Source organism: Chitinophaga sp. G7 BAM 1005 (assembly GCF_057126945.1).
In genome coordinates this window covers 1,990,196-2,014,343 of the sequence record NZ_CP181478.1, presented here as the reverse complement: position 1 = coordinate 2,014,343, position 24,148 = coordinate 1,990,196, and the positions used below count along the sequence as shown (strand labels likewise).

General features: G+C 46.9%; 20 protein-coding genes. 14 read left to right on the top strand and 6 right to left on the bottom strand.

Annotated elements, in window-relative coordinates:
* Window positions 1–135 precede the first annotated feature (135 nt).
* From ACMXI2_RS08140 to ACMXI2_RS08090, 11 genes are all read left to right on the top strand, one after another.
* Entirely contained in the window at window positions 136–1,401 is a 1,266-nt protein-coding gene (locus ACMXI2_RS08140) for a dihydroorotase (protein ID WP_483781190.1), read from the top strand.
* A 5-nt stretch (window positions 1,402–1,406) separates the two neighbouring features.
* A complete protein-coding gene (locus ACMXI2_RS08135) occupies window positions 1,407–1,940 on the top strand; it encodes a DUF4199 domain-containing protein (protein WP_483781189.1) in 534 nt (177 codons plus the stop codon).
* Window positions 1,941–1,958: 18 nt separating this feature from the next.
* Window positions 1,959–2,957 (top strand): glycosyltransferase family 2 protein, encoded by a 999-nt coding sequence (locus tag ACMXI2_RS08130; RefSeq protein WP_483781188.1) that lies wholly within the window; start codon window positions 1,959–1,961, stop codon window positions 2,955–2,957.
* Window positions 2,958–2,987: 30 nt separating this feature from the next.
* Window positions 2,988–4,124, top strand: coding sequence for a glycosyltransferase (locus ACMXI2_RS08125; protein WP_483781187.1), 1,137 nt, complete (start codon window positions 2,988–2,990; stop codon window positions 4,122–4,124).
* Between the two features lie 76 nt (window positions 4,125–4,200).
* On the top strand, window positions 4,201–5,226 hold the full coding sequence (locus ACMXI2_RS08120; RefSeq protein WP_483781186.1) for a GHMP family kinase ATP-binding protein: 1,026 nt from the start codon (window positions 4,201–4,203) through the stop codon (window positions 5,224–5,226).
* 27 nt (window positions 5,227–5,253) lie between these two features.
* Entirely contained in the window at window positions 5,254–5,832 is a 579-nt protein-coding gene (locus tag ACMXI2_RS08115) for a D-sedoheptulose-7-phosphate isomerase (protein ID WP_483781185.1), read from the top strand.
* Window positions 5,829–6,524 carry a nucleotidyltransferase family protein gene (locus ACMXI2_RS08110; protein WP_483781184.1) on the top strand — a complete coding sequence of 232 codons (696 nt, stop codon included), beginning with the start codon at window positions 5,829–5,831 and terminating at the stop codon, window positions 6,522–6,524. The genes ACMXI2_RS08115 and ACMXI2_RS08110 overlap by 4 nt, the downstream gene beginning before the upstream one ends.
* Window positions 6,521–7,042 carry a D-glycero-alpha-D-manno-heptose-1,7-bisphosphate 7-phosphatase gene (locus ACMXI2_RS08105; protein WP_079468064.1) on the top strand — a complete coding sequence of 174 codons (522 nt, stop codon included), beginning with the start codon at window positions 6,521–6,523 and terminating at the stop codon, window positions 7,040–7,042. The genes ACMXI2_RS08110 and ACMXI2_RS08105 overlap by 4 nt, the downstream gene beginning before the upstream one ends.
* Before the next feature lie 26 nt (window positions 7,043–7,068).
* Window positions 7,069–8,043 carry a hypothetical protein gene (locus ACMXI2_RS08100; protein ID WP_483781183.1) on the top strand — a complete coding sequence of 325 codons (975 nt, stop codon included), beginning with the start codon at window positions 7,069–7,071 and terminating at the stop codon, window positions 8,041–8,043.
* A gap of 9 nt (window positions 8,044–8,052) precedes the next feature.
* Window positions 8,053–8,442: a cupin domain-containing protein gene (locus tag ACMXI2_RS08095; RefSeq protein WP_483781182.1), complete on the top strand. Its 390-nt coding sequence runs from the start codon at window positions 8,053–8,055 to the stop codon at window positions 8,440–8,442.
* A 346-nt stretch (window positions 8,443–8,788) separates the two neighbouring features.
* Entirely contained in the window at window positions 8,789–9,214 is a 426-nt protein-coding gene (locus ACMXI2_RS08090) for a MarR family winged helix-turn-helix transcriptional regulator (protein WP_483781181.1), read from the top strand.
* 70 nt (window positions 9,215–9,284) lie between these two features.
* Here the strand turns inward: ACMXI2_RS08090 and ACMXI2_RS08085 are convergent, their stop codons facing one another.
* The 4 genes from ACMXI2_RS08085 to ACMXI2_RS08070 are packed head-to-tail and all read right to left on the bottom strand — an operon-like array spanning window position 9,285 to window position 15,023.
* A complete protein-coding gene (locus ACMXI2_RS08085) occupies window positions 9,285–11,822 on the bottom strand; it encodes a DNA gyrase/topoisomerase IV subunit A (protein WP_483781180.1) in 2,538 nt (845 codons plus the stop codon).
* Window positions 11,823–11,839: 17 nt separating this feature from the next.
* Window positions 11,840–12,244: a hypothetical protein gene (locus ACMXI2_RS08080; RefSeq protein ID WP_363435147.1), complete on the bottom strand. Its 405-nt coding sequence runs from the start codon at window positions 12,242–12,244 to the stop codon at window positions 11,840–11,842.
* Window positions 12,241–13,107: a DUF1835 domain-containing protein gene (locus ACMXI2_RS08075; protein ID WP_483781179.1), complete on the bottom strand. Its 867-nt coding sequence runs from the start codon at window positions 13,105–13,107 to the stop codon at window positions 12,241–12,243. Before ACMXI2_RS08075 ends, ACMXI2_RS08080 begins: the two co-directional genes overlap by 4 nt.
* Before the next feature lie 8 nt (window positions 13,108–13,115).
* Complete coding sequence (locus ACMXI2_RS08070) at window positions 13,116–15,023, bottom strand: DNA topoisomerase IV subunit B (protein ID WP_483781178.1); 1,908 nt, start codon at window positions 15,021–15,023, stop codon at window positions 13,116–13,118.
* A gap of 337 nt (window positions 15,024–15,360) precedes the next feature.
* Here ACMXI2_RS08070 and ACMXI2_RS08065 point away from each other — a divergent pair, with 337 nt between their 5' ends.
* A complete protein-coding gene (locus ACMXI2_RS08065; protein WP_159454179.1) occupies window positions 15,361–15,510 on the top strand; it encodes a hypothetical protein in 150 nt (49 codons plus the stop codon).
* A 291-nt stretch (window positions 15,511–15,801) separates the two neighbouring features.
* On the opposite strand, the gene ACMXI2_RS08060 is transcribed toward ACMXI2_RS08065, so the two are convergent.
* Together ACMXI2_RS08060 and ACMXI2_RS08055 are read right to left on the bottom strand one after the other, a co-directional pair.
* Entirely contained in the window at window positions 15,802–16,470 is a 669-nt protein-coding gene (locus ACMXI2_RS08060) for a response regulator transcription factor (protein WP_483781177.1), read from the bottom strand.
* Between the two features lie 47 nt (window positions 16,471–16,517).
* The gene (locus ACMXI2_RS08055; RefSeq protein WP_483781176.1) at window positions 16,518–19,619 is read right to left on the bottom strand and encodes a sensor histidine kinase; all 3,102 of its coding nucleotides are present in this window, start codon (window positions 19,617–19,619) and stop codon (window positions 16,518–16,520) included.
* Between the two features lie 145 nt (window positions 19,620–19,764).
* Between ACMXI2_RS08055 and ACMXI2_RS08050 the strand changes: the two genes are divergently transcribed.
* Window positions 19,765–20,868 carry a WD40/YVTN/BNR-like repeat-containing protein gene (locus ACMXI2_RS08050; protein ID WP_483781175.1) on the top strand — a complete coding sequence of 368 codons (1,104 nt, stop codon included), beginning with the start codon at window positions 19,765–19,767 and terminating at the stop codon, window positions 20,866–20,868.
* A gap of 254 nt (window positions 20,869–21,122) precedes the next feature.
* Window positions 21,123–23,519, top strand: a complete 2,397-nt coding sequence (locus tag ACMXI2_RS08045; RefSeq protein WP_483781174.1) for a glycoside hydrolase family 31 protein — start codon at window positions 21,123–21,125, stop codon at window positions 23,517–23,519.
* The last annotated feature ends 629 nt before the right edge of the window (window positions 23,520–24,148 follow it).

Sequence of the window (24,148 nt, the reverse complement as noted above, 5' to 3'; positions counted from 1 at the left end):
TGCTACCCCTGCATTTTCAATTATCATACCAACCTGAACAGCCATCCGAAAAGTAGGGCGCCCTTCCCTTCAACAATTAACAGTTTTATGTTACATTTGCCCCTGTATTTTCGGACCGGTTATAGAACGTAAAGCATGCACATACTACTCAAGAACGTAAAGATCATAGCGCCTTCCTCACCCTTGCACGGGCAGCAAAAAGACATTTCTATTCAGAACGGCATCATTCAGCAGGTCGGTAACAACCTCGAAGATGCCCGGGCAACGGTTATTTCAGGTGATAACCTGCATGTTTCCGCCGGCTGGATGGATGTTTTCGCACATTTCTGCGACCCCGGACAGGAACACAAAGAGGATCTGCAAAGCGGCATCAAGGCTGCTGCTACCGGTGGGTATACCACCGTGATGGTAGTACCTAACACCCAGCCTGCCCTGCATACCAAACCGCAAATCGAATACGTACTGAGCAGATCCCGTCATTCGGCGGTCACAGTACTGCCAATTGGCGCTGCCACTAAAAACCTGGAAGGTACCGGCCTCGCAGAAATGTATGAAATGCAGCAGGCAGGCGCCATAGCCTTCTCCGATGGCCTCAAACCTTTACAGTCGCCCGGCCTCATGCTCAAAGCGCTGCAATACATCAAAGCATTCGACGGCACCCTCATACAACTGCCGGATGACCAGAGTATTTCCGCACATGGACTCATGCACGAAGGCATCTACTCCACCCGGCTGGGAATGCCCGGCAAACCCGCACTGGCAGAAGAACTCATCATTCAGCGCGACCTTGAGCTGGCGAAATACACCGATTCACGCATCCACTTTACCGGTGTCAGCACCCGCAAATCAGTGGAAATGATCGCGGCCGCCAAAGCAGCAGGAATCAAAGTCACCTGCTCGGTAACGCCTTATCACCTGTCATTAACCGATGCCCAGCTCATCAACTACGATACCCACCTGAAGGTAAATCCGCCGCTGCGCAGTGCAGACGATGTGAAAGCCCTGCAGGAAGCCGTTTTACACGGCACCATAGATTGCATCGCCACCCATCATACACCGCAGGACTGGGATGCCAAACAGGTAGAGTTTGAATACGCTAAAAACGGTATGATCGGCCTGGAAAGCGCTTTCGGCGTAATAAGGCAATACCTGCCCCACCTGCCGCTGGAACAGCTGATCAACATGCTCACCATTCACCCCCGGAAAATATTCGGTTTGCCGCAGCCTGCCCTGCAGGAAGGCGCCGCCGCCAACCTTACCATCTTTGACCCGGAAGCCAGCTGGCAGTTTACCAAAGCCCACATCGCTTCCCGGTCCAAAAATTCAGCGTATATTGGCGAACAACTGAAGGGAAAAGTACATGCCACTGTGAATGGACCCGTATTTCATCTAAATAATTAACCTATATGCAGAAAAGTTCTAACCCAGGCCTGTTATGGGGCATAGTGGGAGGCGTATCCCTGATATTCCTGAACGTAATTACCTACGTCGCCGGCCCATCTGTACTGTTTGCATGGTGGAACAGCGTGTTGCAACTGGCAGTGTTTATCGTTATTGCAATATTCGCCGGCCTGGAAGCAAGAAAACAACAGGGAGGTTATATCGGTTTTAAAGAAGTACTGAAACCCGTATTCACGGCGTTTATCATCGGAACGGCCTTTATTACCGTTTACCAGTATATACTGTATAAATATATTGATCCATCACTGGTAGGCGCACTGAAAGATAACCTGCTGGAGTCTACAGAAAAGTGGATGCACAAATTCAAAGCCCCGCAGGAGGAAATTGATAAACAACTGGATGAATTAAGTAAAACCGATTTCAACGTTGGTATTAAAAAATCTTTCATGGACTTTCTGAAGGGAATTATATTCTATTTTGCAGTATCAGCAATTATCGCACTGATCTTACGCAAAAAGCCAGCTGAAAGACCATTATAATAATACTATTCTGTTAAGATGAACATATCCGTAATCGTTCCTTTAAAAAACGAAGAAGAATCCCTGCCGGAACTCGCGGCATGGATTGAAAGAGTGATGGACGCACACCATTTCACCTACGAGGTATGGATGGTGGACGATGGCAGTACCGACGACTCATGGGCCGTTATACAACAACTGGCTGCGCAGAATCCCCTTGTAAAAGGGATCAAATTCCAGCGCAACTATGGCAAGTCAGCCGCCCTCAACGAAGGCTTCAATGCAGCACAGGGAGACGTAGTAATCACAATGGATGCCGATCTCCAGGATAGCCCGGATGAAATACCGGAACTCTACCGCATGATCGTGGAAGAAGGATTCGACCTCGTGAGCGGCTGGAAAAAGAAACGTTACGATAATGCCTTCACCAAAAACCTTCCTTCAAAATTATACAACTACACCACTACCCGCATGAGCGGCGTGAAACTGCACGACATGAACTGCGGTCTGAAAGCCTATCGCAAAAAAGTGGTGAAGTCCATAGAAGTATACGGGGAAATGCACCGTTATATCCCCGTTATCGCCAAATGGAATGGCTTCCGTAAAATAGGGGAAAAAGTAGTGGAACACCGCGCCCGCAAATACGGCGTCACCAAATTCGGACTGGAACGCTTTATCAACGGCTTCCTGGATCTGGCCACCATCATGTTTATCGGCAAATTCGGCAAACGCCCCATGCACCTCTTCGGCGCACTGGGCTCCCTCTCCTTCTTCGTGGGATTTGTAGTAGCCGCTTACCTCGCACTGGCAAAAATATTCTTTGATAAAGTAAATATGACAGACAGACCCCTGTTTTATTTCGGGCTGCTTTGTATGATCATCGGTTCCCAGTTATTCCTCACCGGTTTTATCGGAGAGCTGGTAACACGCAATGCCACCGAACGTAATTCCTACCTGGTGGAAGAGCGGATGGACCACACCAGTAATGTTACGGATGAAGAGTTGCAGTTATCGCATCTACATAACCGCAGACGCTGATCCGCTCATTCACTATCGTTATCTGAATCTATGGCTAACAAAAAGAAAATACTTATTTTAGGTACAGCCTACCCTTTCCGGGGTGGGCTGGCTGCTTATAACGAGCGACTCGCAGAAGAACTCCAGCAAACAGATGAGGTTGAAATATGGACCTTTACCATACAATACCCCAAATTCTTTTTCCCCGGAAAAAGCCAGTTCTCTACCGACCCCGCTCCGGCACATCTCCGCATCAAAAGATTGATCAACTCCGTAAATCCGCTGAACTGGTTAATAACCGGCCGCAAAATCCGGAAAATGAACCCGGATATCATCATCACCAAATACTGGCTGCCCATCATGGGCCCGGCATTAGGCTCCCTGCTCCGGTTAGGCAAAAGAAAACATACCAAAGTAATTGCAGTACTGGATAACGTAGTACCGCATGAAAAAAGACCCGGGGATATTGCTTTTACAAAGTACTTCCTGAAACCGGTAGATGCCTTCATTGCCATGAGCCAGTCGGTACTCAACGACCTGCGGGTATTTGAACCGGTAAAAAAAGCCTCCCTCATTCCGCATCCTATCTACGATAACTACGGCCCCCTGATATCCAAAGAAGAAGCCCGCACCCAACTGAAACTGAACCCGGGCAAAAAATATATTCTTTTCTTTGGCTTTATCCGCCAGTATAAAGGTCTCGACCTCCTGCTGCAGGCAATGGCGGATGAAAGACTGAAAAAGCTGGATGTACACGCCATCGTAGCCGGTGAATATTATGAAGATGCAGCCCCTTACCTGGAACTGCTGAATAAACTGCAACTGGGCGACCGTGTGCTGATGCACACCGATTTCATTCCCAACGAAGCCGTTAAAAACTATTTCTGTGCCGCCGACCTGGTGGTACAACCCTATAAAAGCGCTACCCAGAGCGGCATTTCACAGATCGCCTATCACTTTGAAAAACCAATGGTGGTAACCAATGTAGGCGGCCTCGTGGAAATGGTGCCGGATGGCGTGGTAGGATTCCAGGCAGCACCGGAACCAGCATCTATTGCAGCCGCTATCGAAAAATATTTCGTGGAAAACCGCGAAGCAGATATGGTGGAAGCTCTCCGGAAAGAGAAACTCCAGTATTCATGGGCCAGGCTGGCAAAAGAAATTCATACGCTGGCAGCGGATCGCTGATGAATCTGCCGCTGGTGAATACAGCGGCATCATAATTGTTGACTACATCGCCAACAAACTAAACCTGACAACTAGCATGATTTACAGAAGCAAAGCACCTTTACGTATAGGTCTTGCCGGTGGTGGCACAGATGTAAGCCCGTATTCGGACTTATACGGTGGCGCCATCCTCAACGCCACCATTTCTTTATATGCACGCGCATCTATTGAACCACTCCAGAACGGACAAGTGATTTTTGACTGCGCAGACAGAAGGGAAACAGCTACTTATGATGCCGTATACCCTTTACCGTTAGATGGCAAACTGGATATCCTCAAGGGCGTGATTAACCGCGTACAAAAAGATTATGGCTCCTTACCATCCACCGGTTTTAAACTCACCACCTTTGTAGATGCTCCTGCCGGCTCCGGCCTCGGCACCTCCTCTACCCTCGTGGTAGCTGTACTGGGCGCATTTGCGGAATGGCTCAAATTACCACTGGGAGAATATGACATGGCCCACCTCGCCTATTCTATTGAACGCGAAGACCTGAACCAGGCCGGTGGTAAGCAGGACCAATACGCAGCCACCTTTGGCGGTGTAAACTTCATGGAGTTTTACCAGGGCGATAAAGTAATTGTAAATCCCCTCCGCATCAAAGAAGTAAACCTCTATGAACTGGAAAATAACCTGGTACTGTTCTATACATCTACCAGCCGGTTATCTTCTGCCATCATCTCCGAACAACAAAAAAATGTAACCGATAAAAAAGATGCTTCCATAGAAGCCATGCACCAGCTGAAAGAACAGGCGGTGATGATGAAGGAAGCACTGCTGCGGGGCACCATCGATAAAATCGGTGAAATCCTGAACTACGGCTTTGAAAATAAAAAGAAGATGGCCCAGGGCATCACCAACCCCCAGCTCGATGAAATTTACGAAGCTGCCCGCAAAGCCGGCGCCAGCGGTGGTAAAATCTCAGGCGCCGGCGGTGGCGGATTCATGATCTTCTATTGTCCGAAAAATACCCGCTTCGCTGTGGTAGACGCACTAAGCGGTTTTGGCGGAGATGTTAAACGCTATACCTTTACTAATCACGGTATTCAAACGTGGAGCATTTAAGGACGCAACAAATCAAAAAATCTGCTGATGAAACAATTCATTGCCAATAAGATCCGGGAAAGCATCGCTGTAAAAGAAGCCATCTGCCAGGATGAACCGTTGTTAAATACCATCCAACTGGTAGCAGAAGCCATTACACACAGCCTGCAAACTGATCATAAAATCCTTTTCTGCGGTAACGGCGGCAGCGCCGCAGATGCACAACACCTGGCCGCAGAATTTTCGGGCCGGTTTTATAAAGACCGCCAGCCACTGTATGCAGAGGCCCTGCATTGCAATACTTCTTATATCACCGCAGTAGGCAACGACTATGGCTACGACCAGGTATATGCCCGCATCCTGAAAGGCATCGGCCGCCCGGGAGATATACTGGTAGGCATTTCTACCTCCGGTAACTCCACTAATATCCTGGAAGCTATAAAAGTAGCAAAGGAACAGGGTATGATCGTTGTAAGCATGACCGGCGCCACCGGCGGCAAAATGAAAGAAGGAAGCGATTACCTGATCAATATCCCCTCCGGCGATACGCCCCGCATACAGGAAGCACACATCACCGTAGGACATATTATTTGCGAAATAGTGGAAAACAACCTGTTTGGCGCATGACGAGAGAATGTATCGTACTCGCCGGGGGCCTCGGCACCCGCCTCAGAAGCGTAGTGGCCGATAAGCCTAAATGCATGGCGCCCCTCGGTGAACATCCTTTTTTATATTACCTGCTGCAATACCTGCATAAACAAGGCATTAACCACGCGGTATTGTCGCTCGGATACCTGTCTGAACAAGTCATAAACTGGTGCAACAGCATGAAATTGCCGCTACGTGTATCCTTTACCACAGAACCGGAACCATTAGGCACCGGTGGCGGTATCATCAATGCCCTGTCTGCCGTGAAAGGCAACGAGATCTTCATCGTTAACGGCGATACTTATTTTGATGTGGATCTCGCCGCATTCAATAACTTTCACCAGGCCCATCAAAGCCCGCTGTCACTGGCGCTGAAACCCATGAAACAGTTTGATCGCTATGGCAGCATCCAGCTGGATGAACATCAGCAGATCACCCGTTTCCATGAAAAAAAATATTGTGAAGAAGGATTGATCAACGGCGGCATCTACCGCACTTCCGCCGGTTTCCTGGAAAGCCTGTCGCTGCCGGAGAAATTTTCTTTTGAGAAAGAAGTACTGGAGCCCGGCGCACACGCAGGAAAATTATACGGTTTCATCAGCGATACCTATTTCATCGATATCGGTATCCCGGAAGATTACGAAGCAGCAAAAAAAGTATTGGTATCATGACCCTATTCCTCGACAGAGACGGCGTAATCAACGATGAAATCCGCGACGGATACGTGCTCCGGCCGGATATGTTTCACTTCAGTGAAGGCGTGCTGGCGGCTATGCCCATTCTCGCGAACCGTTTCGAACGCATTATTGTGATCACCAACCAACGCTGTATTGGCCGCGGATTGCTCACTACAGCGGGCTTACAGGAAATTCATACGCAAATGCTGCAACAAATTGAACGGCACGGCGGCAAAATTGATGGTATCTATTTTTGCCCGGATGTAGATAGCAACAGTCCTTGCCGTAAACCAGCCACCGGCATGGGTATGCAGGCAAAACACGATTTCCCGGATATTGATTTCAGCACGTCCGTAATGGTAGGCAATACATTAAGTGACATGCAGTTCGGGAAAAGCCTGGGCATGCAAACCATCTTTATCCCGTCTACCCGCCCTGAAACACCCTTTCCACACCCGCTGATCGATCAGCGATATCAAAACCTGCTGCAGTTTGCACAGGCTGTACAATAATTCTCAGCCGTAACCGTATAATAGATATGGCAAAAAAACCACTACTGTCACTGCTCCTCGTGTTTATCTCCCTGCTGGCCCTGGCACAGCAGCCGGATGCAGCAGGACTGAAACAGTTAATGCGTAACCAGGATACCCTGCAGGTCCTTAGTCAGGATATCTTCAACGGGAAAGGCGATGATGGCCGGCAACGGGCTACGGAAGAATTCATTCCCCTCCTGGTGAGAACACTGAAAACAAAATACTCCTTCCGTTTTCCGTTCGATTCCCTGAAAACAATCTCCATTCAATATCCACAGGACAGCACCTTCCGCATCTTCACCTGGGCGCTGGAGCGCGAAAACGGCTTCTACCGCCATTTCGGCGCCATCCAGATGAATACCCCCGACGGACAGCTGAAACTCTTTCCCCTGTTTGACGCCTCCGATTATATGACCAACACCGATACCATCAGCGATAATAAATCCTGGTACGGCTGCCTCTATTACAATATTGTGCACCGCCACTACTTCAACAAAGAGTATTATACACTCTTCGGCTGGGATGCCAACAATCCCCGCAGCCAGAAGAAAATAGTGGAAATGCTCACATTTAAAAATGGAACACCAGTACTGGGCGGCCCGTTTTTTAGTTTTGCGGAAGACAGCACCCCAAAACCCACGCGTAACCGCTTTATCATTGAATATAAAAAAGAAAGCACCGCTACGCTCAACTATAACAAGGAACTGGATATGATCGTGTTTGATCACCTCATCTCTGAAACCAATGAGCCCATGAAGAAATTCACCTACGTAACCGATATGGATTACGAAGGCTTCAAATGGCAGGCCGGCAAATGGATGCATGTAAATAAAATTTTTCATGATGCCATCCCGCTTGGGAAAGGCGCTCCTACCCCGCAACCGCTGGATCAGAAGAAAAAAAGTATGACCCAGCCAAAGTCGGCAGAAGATTTTCAACAAACAACACCAAAGAAACCCACACAAAAGAAGAAACAATAAAGCAATCACATGGCAGCAACGGACAACGAATCAACATACATCAGGGCCATCAGGCTTTTCAATATCAACGAAACAGACTGCTCCTTTGAAACCGGTAAGATTCCGACCCGGAACAAAATTGATGTGAACTATTTCTTTTGTCAAACCGGAACCGGTCAGCTGGAAAATATCCCCCACCCGGCGCCCCGGCGCCAGTTTGTGATAACGCTGAAAGGCAGACTCAAATTTACCGTCACCAACGGCGATACCTTCATCCTTGAACCCGGCATTATCCTCATCGCAGAAGATATCGACGGCCCCGGCCATACCTGGGAAGTAACCGATGGCAACGAATGGGAACGGATCTATATCCCCCTGAATATGGAAAGCAACAATAACTTCATCGCCGATCCCAGCTAATACCCCATCTGAAAAAATTCATTTTTTTCTTTAAAAAAACAATCATTCTCCTATATTTGCATTATAAAAGAGCGAACATTCATTTACCGACAACATTACAATGCAACTTAATCACTTAAACCTCAGCGTAAAAGAGATGCCGGCAACCCGGACACTATTTGAAACCTACCTCGATTTTATCTGGAAGATAAAGCCGCAGTAACTGCCACCTGGGAGCGACTGCAAAGCGGAGGAATCGTACGGGACCAGGTGCCACAGATCATGCGCAAGACCTTCGGGTTCTACTTTATCTTCAACACTATCATGATCGAAGTAACCACCCCCATCAAAGATTAAAAACAACTTTATGCAATCCGAAATAGACCAAAAGCTGCCCATCGGCTGGTACCTGAAGGAAGCCGACAGCCTCATCACCCACTACACCAATATAGCTTTCGAATCCTTTGACATCAACAGGTTTCATTGGCAGGTATTGAAAAATATAGACAAGCACGAGAAGATTTCCAAAGAGCTGTTTTACCACCAGGTAAGCCGCTTCCTCACCGAAGCAGAGCTGGACGAAGTCCTGGAAATATTGCTCAACCGCAACTGGATCCAACATACCGATGATCTCTATTCCTTTACGGATGCCGGGAAACAGGAGTACGCCGCCATCGAAGCCCTCCAGGTGAAAAACCGGGAAAAAGTAATGGAAGGCATCACAACAGAAGAATATCTGGCGGCTATCAACTTCCTGGAAAAGATGATCAGAAACCTGGGCGGCAAAATATAATCATCTTACAAAAACAAAAAGCGGACAGCATTATTTGCTATCCGCTTTTTATATCTTCCACAACAGGCAACTAGAACAATTCGCCCTGTCCGCCTGCCGGTCCTTCTTCATTCGGATCCGGATCTTCATCTTCAGACAATAACTCTGCACTGATCAGGTCATCCCCTGCAATCCTTGTTCCCACTGCCTTCCAGCCGGTAACTTCCACAAATTCGGAAAGGTCTATTTCCTCTTCTTCCGGACTGCGTTTCTTGCCTGTTTTCAGCAACACCACAGGCTGGGTATGCGTGGTCACCATTTCCAGGTAATTGTTCGCCCCCTCCTTGATGAAGTTGAATTTATTATTCAATGTCTGCGTTTCAATCCGGAAACGTTTCACATTGAACTGCTTCTTATCAGCGTCAAAGTAAATGGCCGTTACCGTTTTTTCCGGGTTGAACTTCTCAATATACACTACATCATTCGACTCGTACCGGTTGGTAAGATCATAATTCGTAAGCTCATAAGTACCATTTTTAAAGGCAACAAAGATCTTGTCTTCCCCTTCAAAAGCGCCAATATACACGCCACGTTCTTCGGTATTCAAACGACCGGTTTCTGTATCGTACCAGATCTTTTGTCCGGCCAGTGTAGATACCCCTTTTTCCTTAAACTTCACACCACGGATAGGGTATTTGGTGACCACGTTACCCATAGAGCTACGTCCCTTGATCGCAATAGTTTCAAAAAACAGGTCGAACTCCTTGTTACGCGCGCTGCAGTTCGGGCTCAGCTTGATGGTCACCACTTCTGCTTCCCCGTTAGGGTTGGAAGAAAAGTAATGCACTTTGGAATTTTTCTCTCCTTTATGCGCCAGGTCATATTCTTTGTCGCGTGTAACACCCGTTACATTGAAACGTTTGGCGTAGCTCACCCCCGTCTTACCTTCCACATAGATCATGTTGTAGGTAGTACGCTCATCATTCTTACGGAAAATATCCACATGAATGATATCCTTGCCCACAAAGGTTTTATCGGCTACTTTCGTCACCAGCATTTTACCATCCCGGCGGAATACAATGATGCTGTCGAGGTCAGAACAATCTGCCACAAACTCATCTTTTTTCAGGGAAGTACCAATGAAACCATCTGCACGGTTCACATATATTTTAGTGTTGGCAATAGCCACCTGCGCTACCTGGATGTTGTCGAATGTTTTGATCACCGTTTTACGTTCACGGCCTTTACCATACTTCTTCAGCAGGTTGTCGTAGTAAGCCACGGTGTAATCGGTGAGGTTCGCCAGGTGATTCTTCACTTCTTTAATTTCCGCTTCAATACCCTTGATCTGTTCATTCAGTTCATTGATATCCAACCGGTAAATACGGCGTACAGGCTTTTCCGTTAGTTTCACAATATCCTCGCGGGTAATTTCGCGTTTCAGTTGTTTCTTATACGGTGTAAACCCTTTATCAATCGCATTCAGTACGGTTTCCCAGTCCTTATGCTTTTGCTCCAGTTCCTTGTAGATCCCTTTTTCAAAGAAGAGTTTTTCCAGGGAGGTATAGTGCCATTTCTCCTGTAATTCCGCCAGTTTGATTTCCAGTTCCTGCTTCAGCAGGTCTTTGGTATAATCAGCGGAAGATTTCAGCAGATCGGAAGCAGTGAGGAACTGTGGTTTATCACTTACGATTACGCAGGCATTCGGGGAAATGGAGATTTCACAATCCGTGAATGCGTACAACGCATCAATGGTAATATCCGGTGAAATACCCGGCGCCAGCTGCACTTCTATTTCCACTTCCGCAGCGGTATTATCCACTACTTTCCTGATCTTGATCTTGCCGTTATCATTGGCTTTTACAATAGACTCCATCAGCTGCGTGGTGGTGATACCATAAGGTACATCCTTAATCAGCAGCGTCTTTTTGTCTTTCTCTTCAATATGTGCACGCACCCTTACTTTACCACCGCGTTTACCATCGTTGTAGCTGGCAATATCCACCATCCCGCCGGTAACAAAATCGGGGAACAGTTCAAACTTTTTGCCACGGAGGTATTTTATCGAAGCATCTATGAGTTCAATGAAATTGTGTGGTAATATTTTGGTAGATAAACCAACCGCGATACCTTCCGCTCCCTGTGCCAATAGCAGCGGGAACTTCATCGGTAATGCCAGTGGCTCGTTTTTACGGCCGTCGTAGCTAAGCTGCCAGGAAGTAGTTTTAGGGTTAAATGCTACATCCAGCGCAAACTTCGACAGGCGCGCCTCAATATACCTGGCTGCTGCCGCATCATCACCGGTTCTTACATCGCCCCAGTTACCCTGGGTATCAATCAGCAGGTCTTTTTGTCCGAGGTTAACAATAGCATCACTGATAGAAGCATCCCCATGCGGGTGATACTGCATCGTTTGCCCGATCACATTGGCCACTTTATTATAACGGCCATCGTCCATTTCTCTCATGGCGTGCAGGATACGACGCTGTACGGGCTTCAGCCCATCTTCCATGCTGGGCACCGCCCGCTCCAGGATTACATAAGAGGCGTAATCCAGGAACCAGCTCTCATACATGCCTCCAACGTGGATGACATTGTGCAGAGATTCGTCTGATGTTTTATTTTCCATGTCCATGTATAATACACTTACGGTTTTACGTTAATCATTTTTTCAAAATCCTCCCGCCAGATACGTACACTGTCTTTCTGTACATCTTCAAGGGAGTTCAGTTCTATAAAGCAGCAATCTGTAATGGCCACCAGCTGATGCCACACATTCACAGGTACTTCTACCCTGGCCGGCGCCGTTACCTCCGTAGTCACTATTTCATGCCCTCCCAGCGCACACCAGTGAATGGCGGCCTTGCCGGTAAACAGGTACAGTACTTCCGGATTTTTATTATCGCTTTTACCTTCGTGGTAATGCTGACCGCTGCTGCTGCCGGCATTCCGGTAGCAAACCAGGAAATCGCCCGTACGGTTGCAGTTCCAGAAATAACCGCTGCCGCGGTCATCAGCACCCATCAGTTCCAGTGGTGTTACGGTTATCATACGGTGGTTGGATTTTCAACGGTTTCTCCTGGCAGCTTCACTTCAAAATCACGAATGGTTTTCAGATCGCCCCTGCTCTCCAGCTTGCCGTCGCGGATCAACTCTTTCAGCCGCCAGCCCAGGAACTGGTCCATCACAGGGTATTTCAGTTTACCCGTCACCTGCTGCACTACCCGCCATGCTTTTACAAACTCTTTTCCACTCTGCGCCAGTAACTCCTTGTCATAAAACAGGGTGGGTTCTCCTTTGATCTTCTTTCCTCCTTCCAGTAAACGGATACCTGCATTCTCATTCATCAGGCGATGCCACTCATCGCCATCCAGCTCGTATTCTGCCAGTGAAATAGCACGCGCCAGCTTCTTTGCCTTCAGGAATTCCTTTGGCAATATCTGGTGCAGATGTGTAGGATAAAACACCGCTCCCTTTTCATTCAGGAAAGGCAGGTTGTTGAGGTAAATAATATGGATGCGTCCTGCAAAATCATACAGCTGACTTACCAGCCAGTAGTACCCGCATACATCACGTGCGTTTTGCCCGGCCCATATCCATACTTCCTGTTCGGGGTCTTCCTTTAGTTGCGCTTTCAGGGATTTAAAAAGATCGGCATCATCAGGATCGCCGGTCACTTCTTCCGCGGCCGGTTCTTCACCGGCTGCCGGAACTGCCGGTTCTATACCCGCCAGCTGCTGCCAGAACTGGCGACGGCCGGCACGGCCCTCTTTGGTGTCCAGGATAAATAACGGTCCAACGGACAGATCATCTTCAAAACAGCGGATCTCTCCACTCATTTTCTCATCCATCGCTATCGCCTCTCCCAACACAGGAACTGAAGACTGACCAAAAACAATGTGTATTAAGCCCATATGCCTTTCTATACTGTTTCTTCTACTAAATCCTTTTCATACCGCAGGTTGTTGATGATAAACTCCTGGCGGGTCTGGGTATTTTTACCCATATAGTATTCCAGTAACTTCTGGACGTGAATATCTTTCGATAAAATGATCGGCTCAATACGGATATCTTCCCCGATAAAACGGCCAAATTCATCCGGAGAAATTTCTCCCAATCCTTTAAAACGGGTGATCTCCGGCTTGTTGCCCAGCTTCTTTACCGCCTTCTGTTTCTCATCTTCATTATAGCAATAAATAGTTTGCTGCTTGTTACGCACCCGGAACAACGGCGTTTCCAGGATATATACGTGCCCGTTCTTTACCAGGTCAGGAAAAAATTGCAGGAAGAAAGTCAACAGCAACAAACGGATGTGCATACCATCCACATCGGCATCGGTAGCCACCACAATGTTATTGTAGCGCAGCCCTTCCAGCCCGTCCTCAATATTCAACGCATGCTGCAGGAGATTGAACTCCTCGTTCTCATACACCACCTTCTTGGTAAGACCAAAACTGTTCAGCGGCTTACCACGCAGACTAAACACCGCCTGCGTTTCCACGTTGCGCGATTTGGTGATGGAACCACTGGCAGAATCACCCTCTGTAATAAAGATGGTGGAATCCAACCTCCGGGCTTCCTGTTCTCCCTTATCTTTCCCCGTAAGCTCATCATTCAGGTGCAAACGGCAGTCGCGCAGCTTCTTGTTATGAAGGTTAGCTTTCTTCGCTCTTTCATTCGCCAGTTTCTTGATACCCGCCAGCTCCTTGCGCTCACGCTCACTCTGCTCAATACGCTTCTTCAACGCATCGGCAATCGCCGGGTTACGGTGCAGGTAATCGTCGAGATGTTTGGAAAGGAATTCCAGTACAAACGCCTTTACAGACGGCCCATTTTCAAAAACTACCTGTGACCCCAGCTTGGTTTTCGTTTGCGATTCAAATACCGGCTCCTGTACCCGGATGGATACCGCCGCACAAATAGATGCCCTGATATCAGTAGCCTCGTAATCTTTCTTGTAGAAGTCGCGCACCGTTTTTACAAACGCCTCCCGGAAAGCCGCCAGGTGCGTACCACCCTGGGTGGTATGCTGCCCGTTTACAAAAGAATAATACTCTTCTCCGTACTGGCTCTCATGGGTAATCGCTACTTCAATATCTTCTCCCTTCAGGTGAATGATCGGGTAACGCAGATCCTCTTCATTCGTTTTACGCTGCAGCAAATCCAGCAAACCATTCTTTGAAATGTATTTCTTGCCGTTAAAGCTAACGGTGAGACCCGCATTCAAAAAACAATAGTTCCAGATCTGGTTCTCCAGGAATTCCGGGATAAAACGGTAGTTCTTAAATACCGTGTCGTCCGGTGTGAACGTAACCAGGGTACCATTGGGTTCCGTAGTCGCGGTTTCTTTATGCTCTTTTATTAAAACCCCTCTCTCAAACTCAGCGGTTTTCATGCGGCCGTCACGAACAGACTGCACCTTGAAGTAACTGGACAAAGCATTTACTGCTTTGGTACCTACCCCGTTCAAACCAACTGATTTCTGAAAGGCTTTGCTATCGTACTTGGCGCCGGTATTGATCTTACTCACTACATCCACCACCTTTCCCAAAGGAATTCCCCGGCCAAAATCGCGGATGGTGACATGATGCTCCGTTACTTTGATATCAACCTGTTTGCCAAAGCCCATCGTATGCTCGTCAATACAGTTATCCGTTACCTCTTTAAGCAGGATGTAAATACCATCATCCATACTCGATCCATCACCCAGTTTACCGATATACATACCAGGCCGGAGGCGGATATGCTCCCGCCAGTCCAGCGACCGTATGGAGTCTTCCGTATAGGAAGCAAATAGATCTTTGTTATCCGTTTTGTCCGTGTTTGCCATAATATATTATAATTTCCTAAATACTATTGTTTCGCAGGTCATGCAATGTTTTGCAAGGATACTAAATCTTTTAGCAAAATCTGATTGCTGGCAAAAATAAAGGATTCAGGGAATCATCCCAAGTATAAGTTATACACTATGCTTACATTATTTATTACCAATGTATTAAGACTGTTAAATTTTATATTTCCGGGAGATAATGAACAGTTTTGGGGATTTTCGGGAAGTATCACATGAAAATGGTATAAAAAAAACTAATGTGAATGAATCCTTATATCAGAATTTTATTTATATTTACATAAGTCAACAATTTTGAGATATCCTAACCTATGTCCTTATGAAAATACTATTCCTAATCCTGCTTACCGCAGTTTTTCTGGTAGCACTCGTAGCTACTTACTTCATTAAAAAAGAAGAGGATAACAGCATCGGAAATAAATTCCTTCGCCTTATCCGGAAATTTGATGCATGGCAAATGATGCGATGATCAATTTTACCTGCTTTTACCAACAAACGGCTTTCATACAATATTCACAACTGGTCACATCAGCCTGGCAATAGCCATCAGGGAGTGTTATGCCTTAACCATATTACCTATTAACCGTAAATCCCTATCCTATGAAAACTGGTCTGTTATTTAAACTTGCCTGCCTGTTGATTGCTGCTGTGGTATTATCTGTGCACCTGGTGTTCAAACCTAAAACAGCACACCGTTGAAAAACATTCAGGGATTTTATTGCTTCCTGTTCAGCAAACAATAAAATCCCTGAATTACTGACTATCTGTTATAATATTTATTCACCGCATCAGTACGGCTGCGTACATGCAGCTTTTCATAAATATTATGTACGTGGCGTCTTACCGTTTCAATACTGATAAACAGGTTACTGGCAATTTCTTTGTACAAATAACCTTTCGACAACTGATCCAGGATTTCTTTTTCACGTGTAGTCAATGCTTCAAGCGCCGGATTCGGCTTCGCCTGCTTCTGGAAAAATGCCACCACTCTCCTCGCTATCTGCGAACTCATCGGGGAACCGCCATCATATAAATCTCGGATGGCTTCCAGTAATTCACCCGGAGATGTTTTTTTAAGAATATAACCACTCGCACCTGCCTCCAGCGCCATAAAGATTTTATCGTCATCTTCATACACTGTCAGCATCATAAACTGCATATCAGGATGCTCCCGCTTCAACTGCGCAATACATTCAATACCATTCATACCACCCGGCAGGTTGAAATCCATCAACACTACATTAGGCATCAATTGAGGGATTTGCTCCACGGCAGTTTCCGCATTATTGAATGTCCCTACACAGGCATAACCGTCAGAACCATTAATCAGCAATTCCATAGCCGTGCGGATATCATGATTGTCTTCTACTATCGCAATAGTGATAGTCTCCATGTTATCCTGGGACTTCTTCTTTGAGTATACCGTCATGTTTAAAGGAATTATAACACTTAAATGTTATTAAAAACAAATGTATGTTAATTTAGTGGGATATCGAGAAAAACTATTGTTCCATTATTCGAGCTGATATCCGCATTTCCTCCAACTGATATCATTCTTTTCTGGATATTTTTTAATCCGTTTCCAAACAACCTCACCTTCTCCTGGTCAAACCCTTTTCCATTGTCCTTAATCATTATCGTCATATTTTTATGCATCTTCACTTCCACAATTACCTCTGTCGCCTTCGCATGTTTCACTACATTATGCAACGATTCTTTCACCGCCAGGTAAATATTCCTCCGCGTACCACCACTCAACTTAATGTTTGGAATCGTTTCAGGAATATAAAACTGATGCGTGATGTGCGCATGCTCCAGGAATTCGGCCGCAAAACTTCTCATATAAGCAATCAGGTTGGCCAGCGAATCATTGGATGAACTCATCGCCCAGATAATCTCACTCATCTTGTCCACCATTTCTCCCGCCGTTTCAGAAATCCGCTCCACTTCCCGCGTCTGGGATGGATCCTGAATTTTCCGCTTAGCCACTTCACTCAGCAACCGGATCGTAGATAACCCGGATCCAAGATCATCATGCATGTCACTGGAAATACGCGCCCGCTCCTGGTCTACCGCCTGCTCCTTTTCCAGCTTCAGCTTCTCATGCCGGATCTTATAATCCAGATACAGGGTAGAGAAATAATAAGCAATGCCCAGCAGCAACAGCAATAATAAAAAGCGGAACCACAGCGACTGCCAGAAAGGAATCCGGATCACGATCTCCAGTGTGGTGGGAACGGTACTCCAGATATCATCATTATTCGATGCTCTCAACTTAAACACATAACTGCCGGGATGCAGGTTGGTGTAACGCGCCATCCTGAAAGTTCCGGCCTGTACCCAGTCCTCATCCGCGCCTTCCAGCTTATACTGCACCTTGTTCTTTAACGGATTGGTATACTCCAGCGGCACAAATTCTATCGCAATGGTATTCTGGTTATAAGGCAACTCTATTTTCTTCAGCAACGAAATGGCCGTGTCAGATTCATAAGGCTTGTCCAGCACCTCCATCCGGCGGATGATCACTTTGGCATTGGATAAATTGTCCCGGAAATTCTTTGGATAAAATCCATTCACACCACGGATACCGCCAAAAAATAATTCGCCGTCGATTGACTTGTAAAATGCACCGGTGTTAAACTCGTTCGACTGTAATCCATCTTCATAATTATAAGTAGTAATTTCACCTGTCAACGGATTGATCTGTGACAGTCCTTTATTATGGCTCACCCAGATCCGGTCTCTATCATCCAGCAACACGCCATACATATAATCATTGATCAGTTTGGGATTGTCGTAACTGTTGTAATGCTGCTTGATACGGCCTGCATCATCCAGGATGAACAATCCTTTGTTGGTGGCCACCAGCAACTCTTTATGCGCATTTTTATTGATGGATTTTACGGTAGTGCCGGGAGCAAGGAACACGCTTTTCCAACGGGAGTCAGCTACACGTTTTATATACAACGCCGATTTCGTACCCACGTACTGATTACCCAGATAATCTTCATAAAAAGCAGTCAATACTTCATCTGAAAAATTATGTACTACAGCTACTTCATATCCTTTCTCGGTATTGTCAAACATCAGCAGGTAGCCGCCATAATTGAAATATAATTGTCCGTTGGTGCGCTTAAACAGGAAGGGGAAGGGCGCAAGCTGCGTAGGTAAACCCAATGCCGTTACCTTTCCTGTGAGATCCAGGAACGATTTGGTTTCCACATTGAACAGGCCGATGTGCATCCCCGCAAAGTGCAGCCAGAGCTGATCTCCATTCTCTCTGCAAATAGCGCCCAGATCGTTGCCCGGAAATTTCCCCGGATATAATTCATTGGAAATACGCTCCAGGAATTTTCCCCCGTCTTCATAAATATTCAACCCATCTCTCATCAGTCCCACATACAACTTGCCATCATCATGCTTGTACACGGCCTGCACCATGTTATGCGTGATGTAAGGCGAACGGTAAAGGTTAAATACTTTTTTATGCGGGGAATATTTTTTCAGACCATCGCCGTCTGTGCCTACCCACATGTTGTCTGCTACATCACGGTAAAGCCACGATACATCATTGAACGACCGCGTTTCAAAAGTATTAAAGCTCACAATATGCCGCACAATTTCATTAAGCGCAATACTGTATATCAGCACGCCATCGCTTCCGCCTATCCATACGTTGCCGTACTGATCCAGTTCAGACACAGCGGGAATGAATGGCTCCCCCTTTTCATTCTTCATATCAAAAACCAGGTCGCTGAATTTGTTGCGTTGCTTGTTGAAGAGCGTAATATGACCTGCACTGATAATGATCATGGAGTCTTTGTTCAGGTTGCGCAGCAATGGCCTGTCGCCCACACCCGGCAAACAATAGGTGGAGATGCGGAGATTTTTGATATTCAGGGAAAAAAGTTCGCCCTGATCCCCGTTCATCCAGATGGTATTCCCATCTTTCATCACTGCGGAAGGTAATATCCCTCTTTGCATAAACTGCGGCGGATACAGGATGATGCGACGTATGGCGTAAGTGGTATTATCCAGCACATAGATGCCTTTCATGGGTCGCCATATCCACAGCGTATTTGTGGCCGTATCTTCTCCCAGGATCTCAAACTTCACATTACTGTCACGTTCCGCAGCATTTATAATGGTTGTATCTTCCAGCAGTTTGCTAAAATTATTCTTGTATTTATCGTACACGCTGATCCCGTTGTTGTGGGCCAGCAGCAGTTGGGAGCGACTGTCTTTATAAAAAGAAAAACCTTTATACCCTTTCAGATCAAAACGGTTGATAACCGCGCGGTTGCCGGTAGATCCGCGGGCTACCAGCTCCCCTTTTCCTTCGCCCGCCTTGTAAAGAGAGCTTGGTTTATACCGGTATTCATTAAAGGTATAGCCATCAAAACGGTTAATCCCGTCGCGGGTGGCAATCCACATAAATCCCTGGTCGTCGCGGGTGATATCGAATACCGTGCTTTGAGAAAGGCCCTCATTAACGCTATAGCTGTCAAAAATGTATGGTTTGTCCTGCGCATGCAGTATCCCGGGGAAGAGCCCCCATATACAGCATAGGATAAACATTTTTAAGCGATGCGGTTGATGCACTGGAATATTGTTAGTGAGTAAGCAGGTTAGGTAATCTGCAAATATATAAATCTGCGTCACACTTTGTAGCAATTTTGTAATTTTCTTCCCGGTAACAGATTGGGAATAAACGAAATGCTTTATGAATACAGCCAACACCACACCCGGCAGGCCAGGCTTAAATACCCGGCAGTGGCCCTTTATCACTCACAAATGCAGGACATGGCGCCGCCTGTTGCTGTTGGGATGCTATACTTTAATATTTGCTTTTCGCCCGGCAGCCGCCCAGGAAATGGCAACCGGTTATCATATAAACATCATATCGGCTACTCCGGTTCAAAGTATCCGGGGCCTCAGCGTGGTAACAGATGAGGTGGTATGGGCTTCCGGTACCGGCGGCAAGGTCGGCAACAGCACCAACGGTGGTAAACACTGGAAATGGACCACCGTTACCGGCTGCGATAGCTGCGACTGGCGTTCACTGTATGCTTTTGATGCCCGTAAAGCCATTGTTTTGAATGCCGGCGCCCCGGCGCTGATTTTTTTAACGGAAGATGGGGGAAATTCCTGGAAGCAGGTATTCTACGATAACAGGCCGGGCATTTTCTTTGATGCCATGCAGTTTTTTAACGAACAGGAAGGCATCGCTATTGGTGATCCGATCGACGGGAAATTTACTGTCATCCGGACACATAACGGCGGCCGCAGCTGGAAAGCCGATCCCACTCCCACTCTGCCGTCTGCTGCAGAAGGAGAAGCCATCTTCGCCGCCAGCGGCACCAGCATGGCGCTGTTTCCCGGGAACAACGTTTACTTCGCCACCGGCGGCAAGGTAGCCCGGCTCTTTAAAAGCGGGGATAACGGGCAAGCCTACACGATCCCGCTGATACAGGGCAGCAGTACTACCGGCGTATTTTCCATCGCCTTCCGCGACACTGCCAACGGGATCGCCGTAGGGGGCGACTATAAGCAGGATACCGCCCGCACAGGCAACTGTATGCTCACGGCCAACGGCGGCCGCAGCTGGGAAGCTCCCGCTGCCCCTCCCGGCGGATACCGCTCCTGCGTGGCCTGGATCACCCCGCAACTGCTCATCGCTACGGGTACTTCCGGCACTGATATTTCAGAAGATGGCGGTCATCACTGGAAAAAAATCGGTAAAGGATTTAATGTCGCCGCAAAAGCAAGGAAAGGAACGAAAGTATATGTAGCCGCAAAAGAAATCGGGGTGCTGGACCACCGTTAACCCGGCCCGCTGCCAACAAAAAGGTGCTCCTGGAAAGGTGCACCCACTAAAATAGGTTAAAGCAAAAAGTAAATTTATTGATATGAAGTTAATAAGTAATTTATTTACCTGGGGAGATTTTTTGCAAAGCAGCTAATTTAAAGGGTAAACGTAGAAAAAGAAGCATCTAACGCAAAAGGACTACCACTACTCTGATTTTTTTATGTAATTTAAGACCTCGTTAACGCATTACCGCGCATCCAGAAAAAGAGATTATGCAAGTTGAAACCTCGTCCAGTAAATACGGCGCCAAACACTATCCCGATGGTATCAGGGATTGGAAAAAAGAAGGAAACTATTTTTGTTTTTATACTACAGAAACAATTCTCGAAATAAGGGTAATTGCCGACAAGATCATCCGCTTCAGATATGCTGCGGAAGGCTCTTTTCAACGGGACTTCTCCTACGCCACCAGCGATACGCTGGAAGAATCACCCATCGCATTCGGTATCAAAGAGTGGGAAGAAACTTTTGAGATCTATACAGACGAACTAAAGATATTTATAGCACGCGATAACCTCCGCATCACCATCTCAGATAAGGAAGGGAAAGTGATCAACCAGGATGAAATGGGTTACCACTGGCAGCACTACCTCCTCAAAGGAGGTAAAATCCAGTATTGCAGTAAGTTAGTACAGGAAGGGGAATGCTTCTACGGATTGGGCGATAAACCCACCGAGCTGAATCTCCGGGGTAAACGCCTGGAAAACTACGGAACAGATGCCTATGGTTATCAGAAAGATACCGACCCCCTGTACAGGAACATCCCTTTCTATTACGGCCTGCATCATGGCATCGGCTACGGCATTTTCTTCGATAACACCTTCCGCACCATCTTTGATTTTGGTAAAGAAAGGGAAGATGCCTGCAGTTTCTGGGCCCGCGGCGGTGAAATGAACTACTACTTTATTTACGGCCCCGACCTGCTGGAAGTGGCCGAATCCTATACAAAAATCACCGGTACCCCCGAACTGCCGCCATTATGGGCATTAGGATACCACCAGTGCCGCTGGAGCTACTACCCCGACACCCGCGTAAAAGAAATCGCAAAAGAATTCCGGAAACGGAAGATCCCCTGCGATGTCATCTACCTGGATATCGATTATATGGACGGCTTCCGCTGCTTTACCTGGAACAAGGAATGGTTCCCCGATCCCGCAGGATTGATCAAAGAACTGGCCGCTGAAGGTTTTAAAGTAGTAGTGATCATTGATCCGGGCATTAAGGTAGACGCCGACTACGCCGTGTACCAGGAAGGCATCAAAAACAACTACTTCTGCAAACGCGCCGATGGCGCACTCATGGAAGGAGACGTTTGGCCCGGCAAATGCGTATTCCCCGACTACACCAACCCCGAAGTACGGGAGTGGTGGAGCAGCCTGTTCAAAAGCCTGGCCGAAACCGGCGTACGCGGCGTATGGAACGATATGAACGAACCCGCCGTATTTGAAATGGGCTCATTCCCTGAAGATGTCCGCCACGACTACGACGGCGAAGAGGTAAGTCACCGCAAGGCCCATAACGTATACGGCCACCTGATGAGCAAGGCCACCGCAGCCGGTATGAAAAAATACCTGATGCCCAACCGCTCCTTTCTCATTACCCGCTCCTGCTATGCCGGCGCACAGCGCTGGTCTTCCGTATGGACCGGCGATAACGTATCCAGCTGGGAACACCTCTGGCTGGCCAGCGTGCAATGCCAGCGTTTAGCCGTTTCCGGTATTTCATTTACCGGCAGCGATATCGGCGGCTTCATCGGCGAACCCGATGGCGAACTGTATACCCGCTGGATTCAACTGGCCGTTTTCCACCCGCTCATGCGTACCCACTCCGCCAGTAATGAAACCGGCTTCAACCAGGAGCCCTGGAGCTTTGGACCAGAGTACGAAAAAGTAGTGACCAGGTTTATTACGTTAAGATATAAACTGCTCCCCTACCTGTATACCACCTTCTGGCAATACGCCACCCACGGCACGCCCATGCTGCGCCCCCTGGCTTTCGTGGCGCAAACAGACGTGGCCACGCATAACTGCTCGCATGAATTTATGTTTGGCGATTCCCTGCTGATCAGTCATGTAAGCGAAAAAGGCATGCAGGAAAAAGCAGTATACCTACCCGCAGGCAACTGGTACTATTTCTGGAACGATCAGAAATATGCAGGCGCAAAAGAAATCAAAGTAAAAACACCACTGGACGAAATCCCCCTGTTTGTAAAGGCCGGCGCTGTATTACCGGAATTCCCGGAAATGCAGTACACCCAGCAAACACCGGTTACAGAAATGCTGCTGCATGTTTACTTCGGTGACACAGAAGTGAAAAGCGTACTGTACGAAGATGCCGGCGATCACTACGGCTACAAAAACGGACAGTATAACGTCATCCGCTTCAAACAACGTTCTACTACTCAACAATTTTATCTTAAAAAACAATCTTATATCAACTACGAAACATCGTACAAAAATCACCGGATCATTGTACATGGCATTCCCTTCAAACCCACTACCCTGCTGGTAGACGGACAAGCCATTGCCTTACTGCCGGAAAACCTGCTGGCAGATAATACCGTGTCATTTGTTGTACCAAGAAACTTTGAAGAAATATCAATGAAGTAGAAACAGATCCGCTAAAGTGGTAAGAAAAAAGAAAGGCACTTCAGATAGAGATCTCGCGCCGGTTTCATAACCTATGCCAACTTTAGAAATATAAAAGTAGATGCTTAATATCATTGTACAAAATGTGCAGAGGCGATAAACGCATAATGAACAAAATGAATAACTCCTTAACATTGAATTAAGAGTCCCGGAATCAGAAATTATGGAAAATGACCTGTAGATCCACTCTGAATAAGAGTTACATCTTAAAAAATCAATTTAGCAATTCATAAAAACGGAAAGGCTCAACGATGAATCACCATCATTGAGCCTTTTTCACGTTGATGATAATTGTTTATGCTTAATAAAAAATAGACAAGAAGAAAATAGATGTCAATGCACAAAACACCAAAAAGATAAAAATAGCTCTGAAAAGGATTTCCATCCGGTCAGTAGTATATTCAATTCCGTGTAGTTCCTGAGGATTTTCTGCGTGGTTGATAGTAAGGCTTTTCATACAAACAAGTTAAAAGGATTGGCAATAAAAACTTATTGGTGACTTACGGGTTCTATAAGATCACATCCTGTTGATGAAATTACATAAAAAAAGCTAAAACAGACAAATCTTTTTGTTCATTTTAGCTTCCCGT

Bases quoted from the DNA above. Each gene is read 5' to 3' on its own strand.
- ACMXI2_RS08140 (WP_483781190.1), top strand. From the start codon at position 136: ATGCACATACTACTCAAGAACGTAAAGATCATAGCGCCTTCCTCACCC.
- ACMXI2_RS08135 (WP_483781189.1), top strand. From the start codon at position 1,407: ATGCAGAAAAGTTCTAACCCAGGCCTGTTATGGGGCATAGTGGGAGGC.
- ACMXI2_RS08130 (WP_483781188.1), top strand. From the start codon at position 1,959: ATGAACATATCCGTAATCGTTCCTTTAAAAAACGAAGAAGAATCCCTG.
- ACMXI2_RS08125 (WP_483781187.1), top strand. From the start codon at position 2,988: ATGGCTAACAAAAAGAAAATACTTATTTTAGGTACAGCCTACCCTTTC.
- ACMXI2_RS08120 (WP_483781186.1), top strand. From the start codon at position 4,201: ATGATTTACAGAAGCAAAGCACCTTTACGTATAGGTCTTGCCGGTGGT.
- ACMXI2_RS08115 (WP_483781185.1), top strand. From the start codon at position 5,254: ATGAAACAATTCATTGCCAATAAGATCCGGGAAAGCATCGCTGTAAAA.
- ACMXI2_RS08110 (WP_483781184.1), top strand. From the start codon at position 5,829: ATGACGAGAGAATGTATCGTACTCGCCGGGGGCCTCGGCACCCGCCTC.
- ACMXI2_RS08105 (WP_079468064.1), top strand. From the start codon at position 6,521: ATGACCCTATTCCTCGACAGAGACGGCGTAATCAACGATGAAATCCGC.
- ACMXI2_RS08100 (WP_483781183.1), top strand. From the start codon at position 7,069: ATGGCAAAAAAACCACTACTGTCACTGCTCCTCGTGTTTATCTCCCTG.
- ACMXI2_RS08095 (WP_483781182.1), top strand. From the start codon at position 8,053: ATGGCAGCAACGGACAACGAATCAACATACATCAGGGCCATCAGGCTT.
- ACMXI2_RS08090 (WP_483781181.1), top strand. From the start codon at position 8,789: ATGCAATCCGAAATAGACCAAAAGCTGCCCATCGGCTGGTACCTGAAG.
- ACMXI2_RS08085 (WP_483781180.1), bottom strand. From the start codon at position 11,822: ATGGAAAATAAAACATCAGACGAATCTCTGCACAATGTCATCCACGTT.
- ACMXI2_RS08080 (WP_363435147.1), bottom strand. From the start codon at position 12,244: ATGATAACCGTAACACCACTGGAACTGATGGGTGCTGATGACCGCGGC.
- ACMXI2_RS08075 (WP_483781179.1), bottom strand. From the start codon at position 13,107: ATGGGCTTAATACACATTGTTTTTGGTCAGTCTTCAGTTCCTGTGTTG.
- ACMXI2_RS08070 (WP_483781178.1), bottom strand. From the start codon at position 15,023: ATGGCAAACACGGACAAAACGGATAACAAAGATCTATTTGCTTCCTAT.
- ACMXI2_RS08065 (WP_159454179.1), top strand. From the start codon at position 15,361: ATGAAAATACTATTCCTAATCCTGCTTACCGCAGTTTTTCTGGTAGCA.
- ACMXI2_RS08060 (WP_483781177.1), bottom strand. From the start codon at position 16,470: ATGACGGTATACTCAAAGAAGAAGTCCCAGGATAACATGGAGACTATC.
- ACMXI2_RS08055 (WP_483781176.1), bottom strand. From the start codon at position 19,619: ATGTTTATCCTATGCTGTATATGGGGGCTCTTCCCCGGGATACTGCAT.
- ACMXI2_RS08050 (WP_483781175.1), top strand. From the start codon at position 19,765: ATGAATACAGCCAACACCACACCCGGCAGGCCAGGCTTAAATACCCGG.
- ACMXI2_RS08045 (WP_483781174.1), top strand. From the start codon at position 21,123: ATGCAAGTTGAAACCTCGTCCAGTAAATACGGCGCCAAACACTATCCC.